Source organism: Micromonospora sp. NPDC005305 (assembly GCF_040607315.1).
GTDB lineage: Bacteria > Actinomycetota > Actinomycetes > Mycobacteriales > Micromonosporaceae > Micromonospora.
Map to the genome: position 1 here is coordinate 25,704 of NZ_JBEXGL010000001.1, position 14,752 is coordinate 40,455.

Below are 14,752 nucleotides of genomic sequence, written 5' to 3' on the forward strand. Positions count from 1 at the left end.
TCCTCCGGATCTTGGCTCGGTCGCTTGGCACTCGACGGATTCGAGTGCCAATGGTGCGTCATGGAACCCGGGTTCGTCCAGCGGAAGCGCCTTGGGCCACACCCGGCACCGCCACCAGCCCCTCCGCGGGTGTGATCACGAAGCGCACCGGCCGGTCGTGCGGCTGCGCCGGAACCGCCTCGACCAGCTCCCCGTCGTGCAGCAGCGCCACGGTGGGGACCGTGGCGGGCACCCGGGCCAGCGCCCGGTCGTACGAGCCGCCGCCCCGGCCCAGCCGGAACCCCCGGCGGTCCACCGCCAGCGCCGGCACCACCACGAGGTCGGCCCCGGCCACCGCCGCGCTCCCCAGGGGCGGCCCGGTCGGCTCGCGCAGGCCCCGCCCGGCGGCCCGCAGCGACTCCGGGTCGGTGTAGGCGGCCCAGTCCAGGTCGAGGTCGTCGAGGAGCACCGGCAGCAGCAGTTCGGCCTCCGGCGGCAGCGCCGCCCGCAGCACCGCGGGCAGGTCGCTCCCGCCCGGCTCGGAGCCGACCGGCACGTACGCGGTCATCCGGGTCGGGCGCAGCCGGCGTACCAGATCGACCAGCTCGGCCTGGACGGACGCCGCCGCCTCCGCCCGGCGCGGCGCCGGCAGCGACCGGCGGTGGGCGAGCAGCGCGACCCGCAGGTCCCGCTTGGTCACATCCGCTCCATCAGAAAATTCCGGCACGCAACACTCCTGACGCAACGCTTGCCTCCCGGTCGCTCTGTGTCAGCATCGCAGGGAGGGGCGCGGTACTTCCGGGGGGAAGCCAGCTTTGACGCTACGTGGGCGGTTGACGGCAGCCTTCCTCACGGTGGTGCTCGGCCCCGTCCTGCTCGGCGCCTTCTTCGTCGGGTCCACCCTGAGCGCCGTCGACCGCGGTCGGGCCACCGAGCGGCTGGGTGTGGCGGCCGCCGGGGTGCGCACCTCCGTGGACGCCCTCTGCCAGCAGCTCCGCGCGGCGGCCGACGCGGTCGCGCTGGTGGCCGACCCGGCCGCCCGGCCCCGCGCGGCCGACCAGGTCGTGGGCCGGGGCCTGGCCGCCGCCGTGCTGATCGCCGACCCGGCCGGCCGCACCAGCTACGCCACCGCCGGCGGCCCGGCCGGGCCCTGGCAGGACTGCGCCGGCGACACGACCGGCCCGGTCCATGCGCTCGCCGCCCAGGTCCGGCTCCGTGACCCGGCGGGCGCCGACCTGGGCACGGTCGCCGCCGCGCAGCCCGTCGACCCGGCCTTCGTGGCGCGGCTCGCCGCGGTGACCGGGGCCGGGGTCACCCTTCTCGACGACCCGGGCCGGATCACCCACACGACCGAAAACCGGGAGGTACGCGCAGCGGTGCTGGCCGCCGCCCGCCAGGCGGACGGGGATCGGGTGGCCGGGACCGTCGACGGCCGGTACGTGCGCCGGGTCGGCCCGGCCCCCGGTCAGCCGCTGCCGCTGGTGCTCTCGGTGCCGGGGGAGCGCCCGCCCGGGCTCTACGCCGCTCTGGTCGGCGCGGTGGTGCTGGCCGCCCTGCTGGCCGTGCTGGCCGCCTGGCGGCTGGCCCGGGTGACCACCCGGCCCCTGGTCGAGCTGGCGGGCGCCGTGGACCGGGTGGCGCACGGCGACCTCACGACCCGGGTGCCGGTGCGCAGCCGTGACGAGATCGGGCGACTGGCCTGCGCGTTCAACCGGATGACCCGGGAGACGGGCAGCTACGTGGCCGCCCTGACCAGCAGCCGGGACCAGCTGCGCGGCCACCTGACGGTGCTCGGCGACACCCTGGCCAGCACCCACGACCTGCAACGCATCCTGCGGGTGATCCTGCACAGCGCGATCGCCGCCACCGGGGCCCGGGCCGGTGCCGTGCTGCTGCTCGACGGTGACGGCGCGCTGGTCGGCCAGTGCGTCGAGGGGCTGGACGGGCGCTGGCCGACCGAGGACCCGGCCGACCCGGCGACGCTGCGGGTGCCCGTCGGCGCCGGGGTGCTCGGCACGGTGGCCGCCACCGGGGAGCCGCGGCGCGGCCGGTGGGAGGCGACGGACGAGCCGACCGGGGAGCCGTCCTGCGAGACGTACGTGGCGGTGCCCTTCGCCGCTCCCCGCGGCGTGGAAGCGCGCGGCCCGGACCGCCCCGGCCACCCCCCGGCCGAGTCCGACGACTCCAGCTCGGCGCGTCTGGCGCCGCGCCGGGACCTGGAGCCGCCGTCGGACGACTCGTGCGCGCTCGGTGTCCTCGCCCTCTACGACCGGCTCGGCGCGGACGAGTTCGACGACGACGACCTGGTCACCCTGCGGACCTTCGCCGGGCACGCGGCGGTGGCGGTGCAGAACGTCCGGGTGCACGAGGAGACGCAGCGGCTCTCCCTGACCGACCCGCTCACCGGGCTGTGGAACTACCGCTACCTGCGCGAGTCGATCCGGCGCGAGGTGGAGCGGGCCAACCGCTTCGGCCGGATGCTCAGCGTGCTCGCCCTCGACCTGGACCGGTTCAAACACGTCAACGACACCTGGGGGCACGCCGCCGGGGACGCGGTGCTGGTCGAGTTCGCCCGCCGGGTACGCGGCGAGATCCGCGAGGTCGACCTCGCGTTCCGGCAGGGCGGCGAGGAGTTCGTGGTGCTGCTGCCGGAGACCGACGCCCGGGGCGCCGCGATCGTCGCCGAGCGGCTTGGCGCGGTGGTCCGGGACCAGCCCGTGCCGGTGGAGGGGCACGCGGGGGAGCCCGTCCGGGTCCCGGTGACCGTCTCCATCGGCATCGCCGTCTACCCCGACGACGCGGCCGGCGGGCAGCAGGTTCTCGACGCCGCCGACGACGCGCTCTACGCGGCCAAGGCCGCCGGCCGCGACGGCTATCGGGTGGCCCGGGCCCCCGATCCGGTTCCCACCCAGGAGATCCCCGTGGTGGTCGCCGCGGTCAGCCCGCCCGACGGACTGCCCCGGGCCGGCGCCGGGGACGCCGGGGCGGGGGCACAGGGCGGCGCGTCTTCCGGTCCTCACCCGCCGCGGCAGGGCCGTGGCCGATAGTCTCGCGACATGTCGGAGCACTCAGCTAATCCCTCAGCGACCGCCGCGACCGGTCGCACCCGCGCCGTCAAGGCCGTCATCCCGGCCGCCGGCCTGGCCACCCGGTTCCTGCCGGCCACGAAGGCCGTCCCCAAGGAGTTGCTGCCGGTCGTCGACCGGCCGGTGCTCCAGTACATCGTCGAGGAGGCCACCCAGGCTGGGCTCAACGACGTGCTGCTGATCACTGGGCGCGGCAAGACGGCCATGGTGGACCACTTCGACCGCCGGCCCGACCTGGAGGAGCGGCTGGAGAACAAGCCCGAGCTGCTGGCCGCCGTCAAGCGCACCGAGGACCTGGCCGAGATCTACACCTGCCGGCAGCCGGAGCAGCTCGGCCTCGGCCACGCGGTCGGCTACGCCGAGTCGCACGTCGGCGACGCGCCCTTCGCCGTGCTGCTCGGCGACGAGTTCGTCAAGATGGACGAGCCGCTGCTGCCGGCCATGCTGGAGCTCCAGGCCCGCACCGGCGGCATCGTGCTGGCCTTCTTCGAGGTCGACCCGGCCGAGACCTCGCGCTACGGCATCGCCTCGGTCGAGCCGGCCGGTCCCGAGTTCGGCGACCTCGCCGAGGTCGTCAAGGTCACCGGGATGGTGGAGAAGCCCAAGCCGGAGGAGGCGCCGAGCAACCTCGCCGTCCTGGGCCGCTACGTGCTCCCCGGGAAGATCTTCGACGCGATCCGGCGCACCGAGCCGGGCAGCGGCGGGGAGATCCAGCTGACCGACGCCATGGAGATCCTGCGCAACGAGGGGGTGCCGGTGCACGCCATCGTCTACCGGGGCACCCGCTACGACACGGGCCAGCCGCTCGGCTATCTCCAGACCGTGGTGCAGATCGCCGTCGAGCGCGAGGACCTGGGCGCCGAGTTCCGCAAGTGGCTGACCGAGTTCGTCAACAACGGCGACGAGACGGTCAGCGCGGCGATCCTGAACGGGATGCGCGACCAGTCCGGCGGTGCCGGTACATGACCGCGACGGCCGACGCCGAGGCGGCCGCGAACGAGTTGACGCCGCTCGCCGACTACCTGGGCAGCGTGCTGCGCAGGTTACGCGCGCTGCCTCCGCTCGACCTCGACCTCACCCAGGCGTACGGCAACGTCCTCGCCGAGGACGTGGTCGCGCCGCACTCGTTTCCCGCCTTCGACCAGGCGGCGGTGGACGGGTACGCCGCGCGCTGGGAGGACATCTCCGGAGGGAGCCGGGGGCCGGGCTATGTCCCGGCCCCCTCCGGTATTCCCGGTGGCCGCAGCATCCGGCTGAACGTGGTCGGTGACCTGGGCGCGGCGAGCTGGCGGCCGGTCCGGCTCACCCCCGGCTCCTGCTTCTCGGTGGCGGCGGGCGCCCCGCTGCCCGTCGGCGCCGACGTGGTGGTCCCCGTGGAGTGGACCGACCAGGGCATGGCCGCCGTGGAGATCTTCCGCGCCCCCAAGCGGGGCTACGGCGTGCGGCGCGCCGGTGAGGAACTGCCCGCCGGCACCCTGCTCGCCCGCGCCGGCACGTACGTCTCGCCCGCCCTGGTCGCGGTCTTCGCCGCCACCGGGATCGGTCACGTGGTGGTCCGGCCCAGCCCGCGGGTGGTCATCGTGGCCACCGGCGACGAACTGGTGGACGTGGGGCGGGGCAGCCAGCCCGGCCAGGTGGTGGACACCAACTCGCACGCGCTGACCGCCGCCGCGGCCGAGGCGGGCGCGCTGGCGTACCGGGTCGGGATCTGCGACGACGACCCGGAGGCGCTGCGCGGCCTGCTGGAGGACCAGACGCTGCGGGCCGACCTGATCATCACGACGGGCGGCACCGGCACCGGCCCCGGCGACATGGTCCGCCGGATCCTGTCCCGCCGGGAGGGCGGCCGGGCCGGGCCGGTCACCTTCTCAGAGGTCGCCCTCTATCCCGGAACGGCCCTCGGATTCGGTACGGTCGGCGCCGAGGAGGTGCCGGTGGTGTGTCTTCCCGGTGAGCCCGGCGCGGCGCTGATCGGCTTCGAGGTGCTGGCCCGCCCGGCCATCCAGTTGCTGGCCGGCGCCGAGCCCGTGTTCCGGCCCAGCGTCCGGGCGCACCTGCTGGAGACGGTCTCGTCCCCGGTGGGGCTGCGCGAGTTCCGCCCGGCGCACGTCGCCGAGCGGCGCGGCGGCGGCTACACCGTTCAGCCGCTCGCCGGTGGGCCGTTCACCCTCTCCGGCCTGGCCGAGGCGAACGGCCTGCTCGTCCTCGGCGAGCGGGTCACCACCGCGGCGGCGGGGTCGACCGTGGACGTCCTCCTGCTGGACCGGCGCCGGTGAGCGCGAGGAGTGAGCTTGCGAGCCCCGCAGTCGCGAACGGAAGGCCGGCTCGGTGAGTGCGAGGAGTGAGCTTGCGAGCCCCGCGGTCGCGAACGGAAGGCCGGCTCGGTGAGCGCGAGGAGTGAGCTTGCGAGCCCCGCGGTCGCGAACGGAAGGCTGACTCGGTGAGTTGGCTCCGGCGGCAGCCGGGATGGCCGGCGGTGCTGGTGGACGGTCCGGTGGTGCTGCGGCCGTACCGGCGGTCCGACGCGACGGGCTGGTCGGCGATCCGGCGGGCCAACCGGGCGTGGCTGTCCCCCTGGGAGTCGCACCTGCCGGGCAGTTGGGACGAGATGAACTCGCCGGCCGCGTTCCGCTACGTCCACGCCGACCAGCGCCGGTCCGCGCGGACCGGTGACGGCATGCCGTTCGCGGTGTGCCTGCGCGAGAACGGCGAGGAACGGCTCGTCGGCCACCTCAACGTGGGCAGCATCGTGCGGCGCGCGTTCTGCTCCGGCTACGTGGGCTACTGGGTGGACTCCCGGGTCGCCGGTCGCGGCGTCATGCCCACCGCGGTGGCCCTCGCCGTGGACCACGCGTTCGGTCCCGGCGGGTTGCACCGCATCGAGGTGAACATCCGGCCGGAGAACCAGCCGTCCCGCCGGGTGGTGGAGAAGCTCGGCTTCCGCGAGGAGGCCTACCACGTGCGTTACATGCACATCGACGGCGCGTGGCGCGACCACATCGGATACGCGATGACCAGTGAGGAAGTGGTCGCCGAGGGCGGGCTGCTGGCCCGTTGGCACCGCGTACGTGACAACCACGGTTGAAGGCTCCCACCCGCCACGCCCCGGCGCGGCGCACGATGAAGTCGGTCGGCGGCCCGTAACCTCAAGTAACTGCAAGCTGTGGCAAGCGCTGCCTGCCCGCACGATCTGCGCCATCAACGACGGGCGACGGAAGAAGTTGCGGTCGTGTGGCGCTCGCCCCGAACTTGGTGACGGGAGGGGTGAGGGTGCCGACCTCGGTGCTCCTCGCCGTCCTCGCCGCCGCCGGTCTGCTCGCCCTCGCGCCGGCGCTGGTCCGCCGGTACGACGCCACCGAGCGGCTGGTGGCGGAGCGGGCGCAGTCGACGGCCCGGGTGCTCCAGCGCCGCCGTCGACGTCGCACCGTGCCCGGACGGCGGCCGGTGCACCCGCCGCGCTCCCTCGTAGTCACGCTCAGTGAAGATGCCGATACGGGCGGTCTTGCCCGTCCGGTGTCGGCACCGCCCGCCCGGCGCCGGCCGGGCCGGCTCCGCGCGGTGCCGCCCGCCCCCGCGAAGTCCCGCCGACGGCACCCTCCGAAGCGCCGGCACACCCCGGCCGTCTACCGCCGGCGCCGGGTGCTCGCCGCGCTGCTGCTGCTCAACTTCGTCGAACTGATCGGCGTGGTGCTGGTGAGCCCCGGGTTCTGGATCAGCGTCTCGGTCACCGGCGCCCTGCTCGTGGCGTACGTCGTGCACCTCCGGCAGCGGGCCCTCGCCGAACGCCGGCGGCGGCGCGCGGAGGCCCGGGAGGCGGCGTGGCTGGCCGCCCGCCAGGCCGAGGTGCGCCGCGAGCAGGCGAGGCGCGCCGCGGCCCGGCGGGAGGCGCAGCGCCGGCTGGCCGCCCAGCGGGAGGCCGTCCGGCGTACCGCGATGGGGCTGGACCGGCCCGCGGACCTGCCGCCCGCGGCGAGCGGTGGCTCGGTCTCCTACCGCCGCGCGGGTGGTCTGCGCGGGCGGCCGTACCAGAGCGGGCGGGGCGCCTAAAACTTTTCCGCCGGTGTTGTCGAATCCGGCGGCCCTCGTTCGACGGGTTGGTGAAGGCCGGTGCGGAGCCGGTCGCGGACAGGGAGCTTGTGATGGCCAAGATCGTGTCGAACTTCTTCATCTCGCTGGACGGTGTCGTGGAGCGGCCCGACCAGTGGCACTTCCCCTACTTCGACGACGAGATGGGCGCCGTCGTGGGCCGCGGGGTGGAGGCGACCACCGCCTTCCTCATGGGGCGCACGCAGTACCAGGAGTGGTCCGAGTTCTGGCCCAACCAGTCCGGGGACGACATGGAGTTCGCCTCGTTCATCAACTCGGTGCCGAAGTACGTGCTCTCCAACACGCTCACCGAGACGACCTGGCAGAACTCGCACCTGATCTCCGGCGAGTCGGACCAGGTCGCGGCCCGGCTGCGGGAGATCAAGGAGCAGGCCGACGGGGAGATCGCCATGTCGGGCGGCGCCACCACGGTCCGGTGGCTGCTCGCCAACGGCCTGCTGGACGAGCTGCGGCTGCTGGTCCACCCGATCGCCGTGGGGCGCGGCCAGCGGCTCTTCGAGGACACGCCGACGTACCCGCTGCGGCTGCTGAACAGCTCGACCCTCAAGAGCGGGGTGCTGAACCTGACGTACGCGCCCGCCTGACGACCGCTTCGCGATCTTGGAGGGTCTGTGCCCCTCTGGGAGCCCTTTCCCTCCAAGATCTGCCGGGTCCGCGGGGCGGTTCGCCTCGAAGGCGCGCGACCTGTTAGCCTTGTCGCCGGCCCGCCCGGTGCAAGCCGGGTGGGACCGACGCTGGTACGCCAGCGGAGGGGCTGTGGCGCAGACCGGTAGCGCACCTCGTTCGCATCGAGGGGGTCAGGGGTTCAAATCCCCTCAGCTCCACCCAGCTCAAAGGCCGTTTCCCATCGTGGGGGACGGCCTTTTCGATCTTCTACAGCAGCGAGTACAGCAGTCGTCGACCGCACAGGCGATGGGGCTGGCCGCAAGCCCCAAGCATGGGGGCGGTGTCCGCCGAGGGCATGCCAGTCGCCCAGGAGCCGGCTCCACAGCCGCTCAGGGTCAGGTCAACTGCTCACCTGGGAGGGGGAGGGGTGGCCGCAGGTGGCCAGCTTCGACCCCGGGAGCCGGGTCCGTGCCGGGCGAGGTGGGTCAACTGCGCTGCTGTGGCGGTGTCCGTCGGGGCGCGGTCCGTGACACGAGAGCCGACTCAGTCTGTTCCGGCACCGTCCGTACGTGCGCCCAGGCCCGCTTCACGTAGCGGGCCGGGCGACGGCCCGCTCCTCAGGAGGGCGGGTTGGCGGCTGACAGAAGCAGAGGACCTTCGGTCGGACCAACTGTGGTGCACGTCACGAAGTGGCAGACCCGGAACCAAGCCAGACTGATGTCTTTCTCTTGCTGAAAGTATCCATTGAGGGTCCTGGTGCGGCTCTGGAGCGCAGTAAGGGGTCCCCCTGTACGTCGCCTAGGGCGCGGCCATTGTCTTGACGGGATCGACCTCTGAGCGCTGTTGATGTTGCGCATCGGCCGCTGGCCTGACCGCCGGGGCCGGCAATACGGTCAGCCGCATGCCCGAACTGATACTGCCGACCACCGGTTTGCACGCTGCCTTTCAACAGTGCCGGGACGACTGGGGCCTCGGCGTGTACGAGGACGGCTTCGGCCTTGGCTGGCCCGGGAGGTATGGATCATGTTGGATTTGAAGCCTTACCGGGACGCGCTCGCGCTGCCGGGGTTGCGGCCCCTGCTGCTGGTCGCAATCCTGGCCCGAGTGCCGGTGGCGGCCACTGCGGTGGTGATGACGCTGCACGTACTCGATCTGGGCCATGGTTATTTCGCCGCCGGACTGGTCGGGACGGCGATGACGGTCGGTTCGGCGCTCGGCGCACCACTGCTCGGCCGGCTGGTCGACCGGCGTGGCCTGCGGCCGATGCTGCTGCTGACCACGGCGGTCGAGGCGCTGTTCTGGGCGATGGCGCCGGTCCTGCCGTACCCGGTGCTGATCGGCGCCGCGTTCGTCGGCGGGCTGCTCACCCTTCCGGTCTTCTCCGTGGTCCGGCAGTCGATCGCCGCGCTGGTTCCGCCGATCCAGCGCCGTCAGGCATACGCGCTGGACTCGATGTCAGTCGAACTCAGCTTCATGATTGGGCCGGCGGTGGCGGTGGCGCTGGCCACCAGTGTCTCGCCCACCCTGGCGATGTATGCCGTCGGTGGCGGCATCGTGCTGGCCGGACTCACCCTGCTGGTGCTCGACCCGCCGACCCGGGCACGAGACGAGGAGACGACGTCGGCGCAACCGCTGCCCCGCCGGCAGTGGCTTACCCCACGGCTGATCGGGCTGCTCGCCGGTGGAGCGGCCAGCACGCTCGTAATCGCCGGCACCGATGTGACGGTGGTGGCGGTGCTACGTGACGCCGGTCAGGTCGACTGGACTGGTGTGGTGCTGGCGCTCTGGGCCTCATACTCGTTGGTCGGCGGCTTCACCTACGGTGCGCTGTCCCGCCCAGTGCTGTCGCTGAGCCTTACCCTTGTCCTTGGTCTGGTCACCGTTCCGGTCGGTCTGGGCAGCGGCGAATGGTGGCTGCTGGCCTTGGTGCTGCTGCCGTCCGGGGCGCTCACCGCGCCGACCGTAGCCGCCACCACCGACGCGGTGAGCAGGCTGGTGCCGGCGAGCGCGCGGGGTGAGGCGATGGGCATGCACGGCTCGGCGATGACGGTGGGGCTGGCACTCGGCGCCCCGCTGGCCGGGGCGGTGATCGATGCCTCCGCACCGGCCTGGGGCTTCGCCGCGACGGGCCTGCTCGGCGCGCTGATCGCGCTGGCGGTGCTGCCGGCCGAGTTGCGTCACCGGCGGTCCGACGCCACCGAACCCACCATCACACCTACCGCCGGTCCCATGCCCGAATCCGCCCCCGTCCGAACGTCGCTCTAGAACAGCGCATCGGGCAGGTCGGTTACGGCGTGCACCCCCTCGCCGCGTGCGTCGGGTCCCTCCCAGTGCCGTGCCCGTTGCGCGCCCGACGTAGCGGTCAACATCGGCCCGCAGTGGTCCGTCGGCAGCTCGACGCTGACCAAGGAGCCGGCGCCGACTCGTAAAGCGTCGGTCAGCGGCCGACGCGAATTCGATCGGCGGCGTACGTCGAGCAGCACGACCAGACCACGAGGCAGCCAGTCCGCATCTAGGGGGTCAGAGGTTCAAATCCCCTCAGCTCCACCAGACAGAAGGCAACGGCCAGCGGAAACGCTGGCCGTTGATCGTTTGGCGCAGGATCCGGCCCAACCGGGCCGGGACGAGCGGAGCCCCGGGCGCTTTCCCGCAGCCTCCCGAAGTGCCCCGCCGACGATGTTGCAGTGGGGCAGGAGCGTCTATCGGGGTGCGGCCGGCGACGTTGTCAGTCTGGGGGTGCCGGCTCGGTGGGCCGCGGCGTGAAGAAGCGGACGATGTCGTCGGCTGCGGTGGGGGACAGCATCATTGCTTGGACTCGTGCGGACATCTCGGCGATCGGGTGGATCCTGGTGAACATCGCCTCCTCGTACCTCCGGATCGCCGCGTCGGCGTCGGCGGGGCTGGTGGCGAGTTCGGCGGCGAGTTCGGCGGCGTCGAGCATGGCTTGGTTGGCGCCCTCGCCGACCGGCGGCATGAGGTGCGCGGCGTCACCGATGAGGGTGATGCCCGGTTGGTGGGTCCAGCGGGTGCCGGTGGGCATCGCCTCGATCCTGCGTGGGACCGGCGGGTTGTCGCCGGCTTCGATGAGCGCGGTGAGGCCGGGGTCCCAGCCGTCGAAGATGTCCAGCAGGGCCCGCTTGCTGCGGTAGGTGTCGAGGTGGCGATCGTCCGCACCCAGGGTGATCCCGACTCGGATGCTGCCGTCGGCGAGGCGTTGTGCGGCCAGGATCTGGTTCACGCCGATGCACCAGAGGTTTCCGGGGCCGACCAGCTCGGCGAGATCCGGGTGGCGCCGGTCGGCGTCGCTGATGTTCAGCTCCACCAGGGTGGCCACGGAGGACAGTGGCGCGTCGGTCAGCAGCGACCGGACGACCGAGCGCGCGCCGTCCGCGCCGATGAGGACGTCGCAGTCGGTGCTGTGGCCACCATCGAACGTCAGCCCGAAGCCTCCAGCGGATCGTGGGGTCGCCGCGACGAGCCGGTGCTGCCAGGCCACCGCGTTGCGGGGGAGCGAGTCGAGCAGAAGGTCGCGCAGTGCGCCGCGGTCGATCTCGGGGCGTCCGGCGAATGAGCCGGGTTGTGGCAGGTGGTGCACGAGGGTGCGGCCGGCCGGGTCGAGGATTCGATGTTCCTCGCCCTCCGGCCGTGCCTCGGACCGGAATCGCCCGGTGAGGCCCGCATCGGCCAGGGCCTGTTGCCCGGATTCCGGGTGCAGGTCGAGCATCCCGCCCTGTGCTCGCGCGGATCGGCTCGCCTCGCGTTCGTACACCACCGCGTCGATGCCGTGCCGGTGGAGGATCCGGGCCAGCGTCAGGCCGCCGAGGCCACCACCGGCGATCGCGATTCGCATCATCATCTCCGTTCCCGTACGCTGTAACTCATGGATACGCCGTACGGTAGCGCGCCGTTGCCCGTCTGGGAACGGCCCGAGCCTCAGCCGCGGGCGGCGCCGGTGCCGCTGAGCCGCGCGAAGATCGCCGCCACGGCGATCCGGATCGCCGACGCGCACGGCCTCGACGGTCTGTCGGTACGCAAGATCGCCAAGGAACTCGGCGTCGGTCCGATGCGGCTCTACGACTACGTGATCAACAGATCTGAACTGCTCGATCTGATGGTCGACGCCGTGTATGCCCAGATCGCCGAGGCCGGTCAGCAATCCGGGTGGCGCGCCACGGTCCTGGCCATCGTGCACCGGACCCGCACCGTCGCTCTGGAGCATGAGTGGTTCGCCGACCTGCTCGGCGCGAGGCCACACCTGGGACCGCACGCCCTTGCCGTGGGCGAATCGACCGCGGCGGCGCTCAGTAAGGCCCCTGGCGTGCGCGGTGTCGACGATCTCCAGCGGGCCCTGGGCGCCCTCAACGCGTTCATCGTCGGAGCGCTCCGCAGGGAGATCACCGAGCGACGCACCGCCCGTTCCACCGGCACCGACGTGTCCGCCTGGCAGGCCGCCCTCGGGCCCTACCTGACCCGCATGCTCGACACCGGCCGCTACCCCACCGTCGCCCGGCTCGTCGTCGACGGCGCCCACCTCGACGCCGAGGAAACCTTCCACCACAACCTGAGCACCATCCTGGACGGCATCACCAGCCATCCCCACACCTGACCAATCGCCCGCAGGCCAGTACCGGCTGAGTACACCTCGATCAGGCGTTCCGGATCTGCCGACCTTGCCGCTTTCTGGGGGATCGGCGGTGCCCGGTCGGTCCCGGCACTATGGTCGGTGAATGATCAATGGTGCTCATGTGATCATCTACAGCCGCGACCCGGAGGCGGACCGCGCCTTCTTCCGGGACACGCTCGGCTACGGCCACGTAGACGCCGGCCATGGCTGGCTCATCTTCCGGCTCCCGCCGGCCGAACTCGCCCTGCACCCGACCGAGGGCGAGACGCCCCACGAGCTGTTCCTCATGTGCGACGACGTCGCGGCGACCATGGCCGACCTGACCGCGAAGGGCGTCGAGTTCACGATCCCGGTGACCGAGGAGCGGTGGGGGCTCCGTACCGCGCTACGGCTGCCCGGTGGGAGCGAAGTCGGTCTCTACGAACCGCGCCACCCGGTCGCGATCTGACACGGCCACCGGCGCATGTCCCGGAGATGCGCCTGCGCGGACGACGGCCGACGCGTCAGACCCGGCGTACGTCGGTGACCATGACCGGATACGGCCCGGCGGCCTTGTCGGCCGTGGCCCGGTCGGCCGGGATCACGTTGTCCATCCGCATCCGCAGGTTCTCCGGATCGGCGGCGTCGAAGACGATCCGCCACGCCCAACCGCCGCCGTACTCGGCTGCCAGCTCGAACGTCGCGTCCGTTCCCGGACCGCCGGTCAACGACATCGGCGTCGGCTGCTGGTGCCACGAGTCGCCCCAGACGGCGACCAGCGAGCCCTCCTGGTCGCCGGCCCCGATGACGACCAGGCCGTCCTGCGGGCCGTCGTCCGGGTGCGTCCAGGAGTAGGCGACCGAGGTCAGGTGCCCGCCGGCGGCCGTCGTCACGGTGAGCGCGGCCGGCGACTCGGCGAGCGGGTCGTCGGGCATCAACCGGAAACCGTTGGTGCCGGCCCAGGACCCGGCGAAGTCGGCGAGGATCATCCGCCCACCATAGGGGCCATGGGGCACCTCCGACCGCCGACGCACTGCTCCGTCTGACTGCCGGCGGTCCGAGCACCGTGGTACGACTGCGTGAAACCGGTGCGAAGCGGACAGGAGCACGGGCGGTAGATGTCGATCGGTGGCTGGCGCGGACTGCTGCGGGGCCGGGAGGGGGAGCTGCTCCTCGACCTGGTCTTCGTCTTCGTGCTGACCCGGTTCTCGCAGCGCCTGATCGAGGACTTCACGACGGACCGTCAGGTCGTCCTGCCCGAGGTCGGCCAGACGGTGCTCCTGCTGCTGGCCCTGTGGATGGTCTGGGTCCACGCGGCGTGGGTGACCAGCAGGGTGGAGCCCCAGCAACCGGTGACCCAGCTGCTGATCGTCTGGACATGTTCGGCAGCATGATCATCGCGGTCACCCTGCCGCACGCGTTCGGCGCGCGGGGGCTGCTCTTCGCGATCACGTACGTCGCCATCCAGACCGGAAAGCCCCTCATCCTCCTGATCGCGCACCGGGACGTCGAGCGGCACAGCCCCGCGCGACACCTGTGCTGGGCCACCCTGTCCGCCGTGCCGTGGATCGCCGGGGCGGCGCTGTTCCCCCAGAGCCCCGCGCGCGGAGCGCTCTGGACGCTGGCGATCGCCCTGGACTACGCGGGACTCGTGTTCGGCTGGCCCGTCCCGAAGCTCGGCCGCACCGGGGCCGAGGACTGGCGGATGGCGGGCGAGCACCTCGCGGAGCGCTACCAGCAGCTCATCGTCATCACGATCGGCGAGACCATCCTGCTCACGGGAGCGGCGTTCGCCGACGCGTTCACGCCGGACCGGGTGGCACCGACCGTGTTGTCCTTCGCCACCGCGGTACTGATGTGGCGGATCTACTTCCATCGGGCGGGCGCGGTGTTCTCCGCCGCCATCGGGGTCGCCGCCCGCCCCGACAAGCTCGGCAAGTCCGGCTACTACACCCAGCTGGTCATCGTGACGGGCATTCTCGCCGCCGGCGTCGGCTACGCGCTGGTCATCCGGGAACCGCGCGGCCACCAGGATCCGCTCTGGCTCGCGGTCATCCTCGGTGGGCCGGCGCTCTTCCTCGCCGGACGGTCCCGCATTGGAGTACGAGGTGTTCTCCCGGCTGTCCCCGTCCCGGGTGATCGGACTGGTCGCACTCGCCGCCGCGGCCCCGGTGCTGATGCACCGCACGCCGATGTTCGCCGCCGCTGCCGCCACCGTCGTCCTCGCCGGGGTGGCGCTGTGGGACGCGAGGCGCGAGCGCCGGAGCCCCGAAGAGGCGCCGTCACCGCCGCAGTAGGCGATCAACCGGCCAGCCGCGCCACCAACTTGTCATTGACAAGATTCCGGGTTGCCCGGTAGCGTTCGGCGCGA

At 72.6% G+C, this 14,752-nt stretch carries 12 protein-coding genes, 1 tRNA gene and 1 pseudogene; 11 read left to right on the top strand and 3 right to left on the bottom strand.

The features are described 5' to 3' along the window. Positions 1-58: 58 nt before the first annotated feature. Positions 59-706: a 5-formyltetrahydrofolate cyclo-ligase gene (locus ABZS80_RS00140; protein WP_355053699.1), complete on the bottom strand. Its 648-nt coding sequence runs from the start codon at positions 704-706 to the stop codon at positions 59-61. 88 nt (positions 707-794) lie between these two features. On the opposite strand from ABZS80_RS00140, the gene ABZS80_RS00145 reads away from it, so the two are divergent. The 8 genes from ABZS80_RS00145 to ABZS80_RS00180 all read left to right on the top strand — a co-directional run bounded on the left by ABZS80_RS00145 (position 795) and on the right by ABZS80_RS00180 (position 10,043). After that, complete coding sequence (locus ABZS80_RS00145) at positions 795-3,026, top strand: diguanylate cyclase (protein WP_355053700.1); 2,232 nt, start codon at positions 795-797, stop codon at positions 3,024-3,026. Between the two features lie 9 nt (positions 3,027-3,035). Continuing rightward, positions 3,036-4,031, top strand: coding sequence for a UTP--glucose-1-phosphate uridylyltransferase (locus ABZS80_RS00150; protein ID WP_355053701.1), 996 nt, complete (start codon positions 3,036-3,038; stop codon positions 4,029-4,031). Then, entirely contained in the window at positions 4,028-5,341 is a 1,314-nt protein-coding gene (gene glp / locus ABZS80_RS00155) for a gephyrin-like molybdotransferase Glp (RefSeq protein ID WP_355053702.1), read from the top strand. The genes ABZS80_RS00150 and glp overlap by 4 nt, the downstream gene beginning before the upstream one ends. Before the next feature lie 164 nt (positions 5,342-5,505). Beyond that, a complete protein-coding gene (locus ABZS80_RS00160; RefSeq protein WP_151464314.1) occupies positions 5,506-6,150 on the top strand; it encodes a GNAT family protein in 645 nt (214 codons plus the stop codon). A 179-nt stretch (positions 6,151-6,329) separates the two neighbouring features. Continuing rightward, the gene (locus ABZS80_RS00165; protein ID WP_355053703.1) at positions 6,330-7,112 is read left to right on the top strand and encodes a hypothetical protein; all 783 of its coding nucleotides are present in this window, start codon (positions 6,330-6,332) and stop codon (positions 7,110-7,112) included. A gap of 92 nt (positions 7,113-7,204) precedes the next feature. Continuing rightward, the gene (locus tag ABZS80_RS00170; protein WP_355053704.1) at positions 7,205-7,756 is read left to right on the top strand and encodes a dihydrofolate reductase family protein; all 552 of its coding nucleotides are present in this window, start codon (positions 7,205-7,207) and stop codon (positions 7,754-7,756) included. A 166-nt stretch (positions 7,757-7,922) separates the two neighbouring features. Beyond that, positions 7,923-7,996, top strand: a tRNA-Ala gene (locus ABZS80_RS00175). Between the two features lie 784 nt (positions 7,997-8,780). Further along, positions 8,781-10,043 (top strand): MFS transporter, encoded by a 1,263-nt coding sequence (locus ABZS80_RS00180; RefSeq protein ID WP_355054174.1) that lies wholly within the window; start codon positions 8,781-8,783, stop codon positions 10,041-10,043. A 460-nt stretch (positions 10,044-10,503) separates the two neighbouring features. Here ABZS80_RS00180 and ABZS80_RS00185 read toward each other — a convergent pair whose 3' ends face one another. Continuing rightward, on the bottom strand, positions 10,504-11,628 hold the full coding sequence (locus tag ABZS80_RS00185) for an FAD-dependent monooxygenase (RefSeq protein ID WP_355053705.1): 1,125 nt from the start codon (positions 11,626-11,628) through the stop codon (positions 10,504-10,506). Positions 11,629-11,658: 30 nt separating this feature from the next. On the opposite strand from ABZS80_RS00185, the gene ABZS80_RS00190 reads away from it, so the two are divergent. Both ABZS80_RS00190 and ABZS80_RS00195 read left to right on the top strand, forming a co-directional pair. Next, entirely contained in the window at positions 11,659-12,384 is a 726-nt protein-coding gene (locus tag ABZS80_RS00190; RefSeq protein ID WP_355053706.1) for a TetR/AcrR family transcriptional regulator, read from the top strand. 121 nt (positions 12,385-12,505) lie between these two features. Then, positions 12,506-12,850, top strand: a complete 345-nt coding sequence (locus ABZS80_RS00195; protein ID WP_355053707.1) for a VOC family protein — start codon at positions 12,506-12,508, stop codon at positions 12,848-12,850. Positions 12,851-12,905: 55 nt separating this feature from the next. Here ABZS80_RS00195 and ABZS80_RS00200 read toward each other — a convergent pair whose 3' ends face one another. Then, positions 12,906-13,370 carry a DUF1579 family protein gene (locus ABZS80_RS00200; RefSeq protein WP_355053708.1) on the bottom strand — a complete coding sequence of 155 codons (465 nt, stop codon included), beginning with the start codon at positions 13,368-13,370 and terminating at the stop codon, positions 12,906-12,908. A 129-nt stretch (positions 13,371-13,499) separates the two neighbouring features. Between ABZS80_RS00200 and ABZS80_RS00205 the strand changes: the two are divergent. Further along, positions 13,500-14,740 (top strand): annotated as a pseudogene (locus ABZS80_RS00205) (low temperature requirement protein A). The last annotated feature ends 12 nt before the right edge of the window (positions 14,741-14,752 follow it).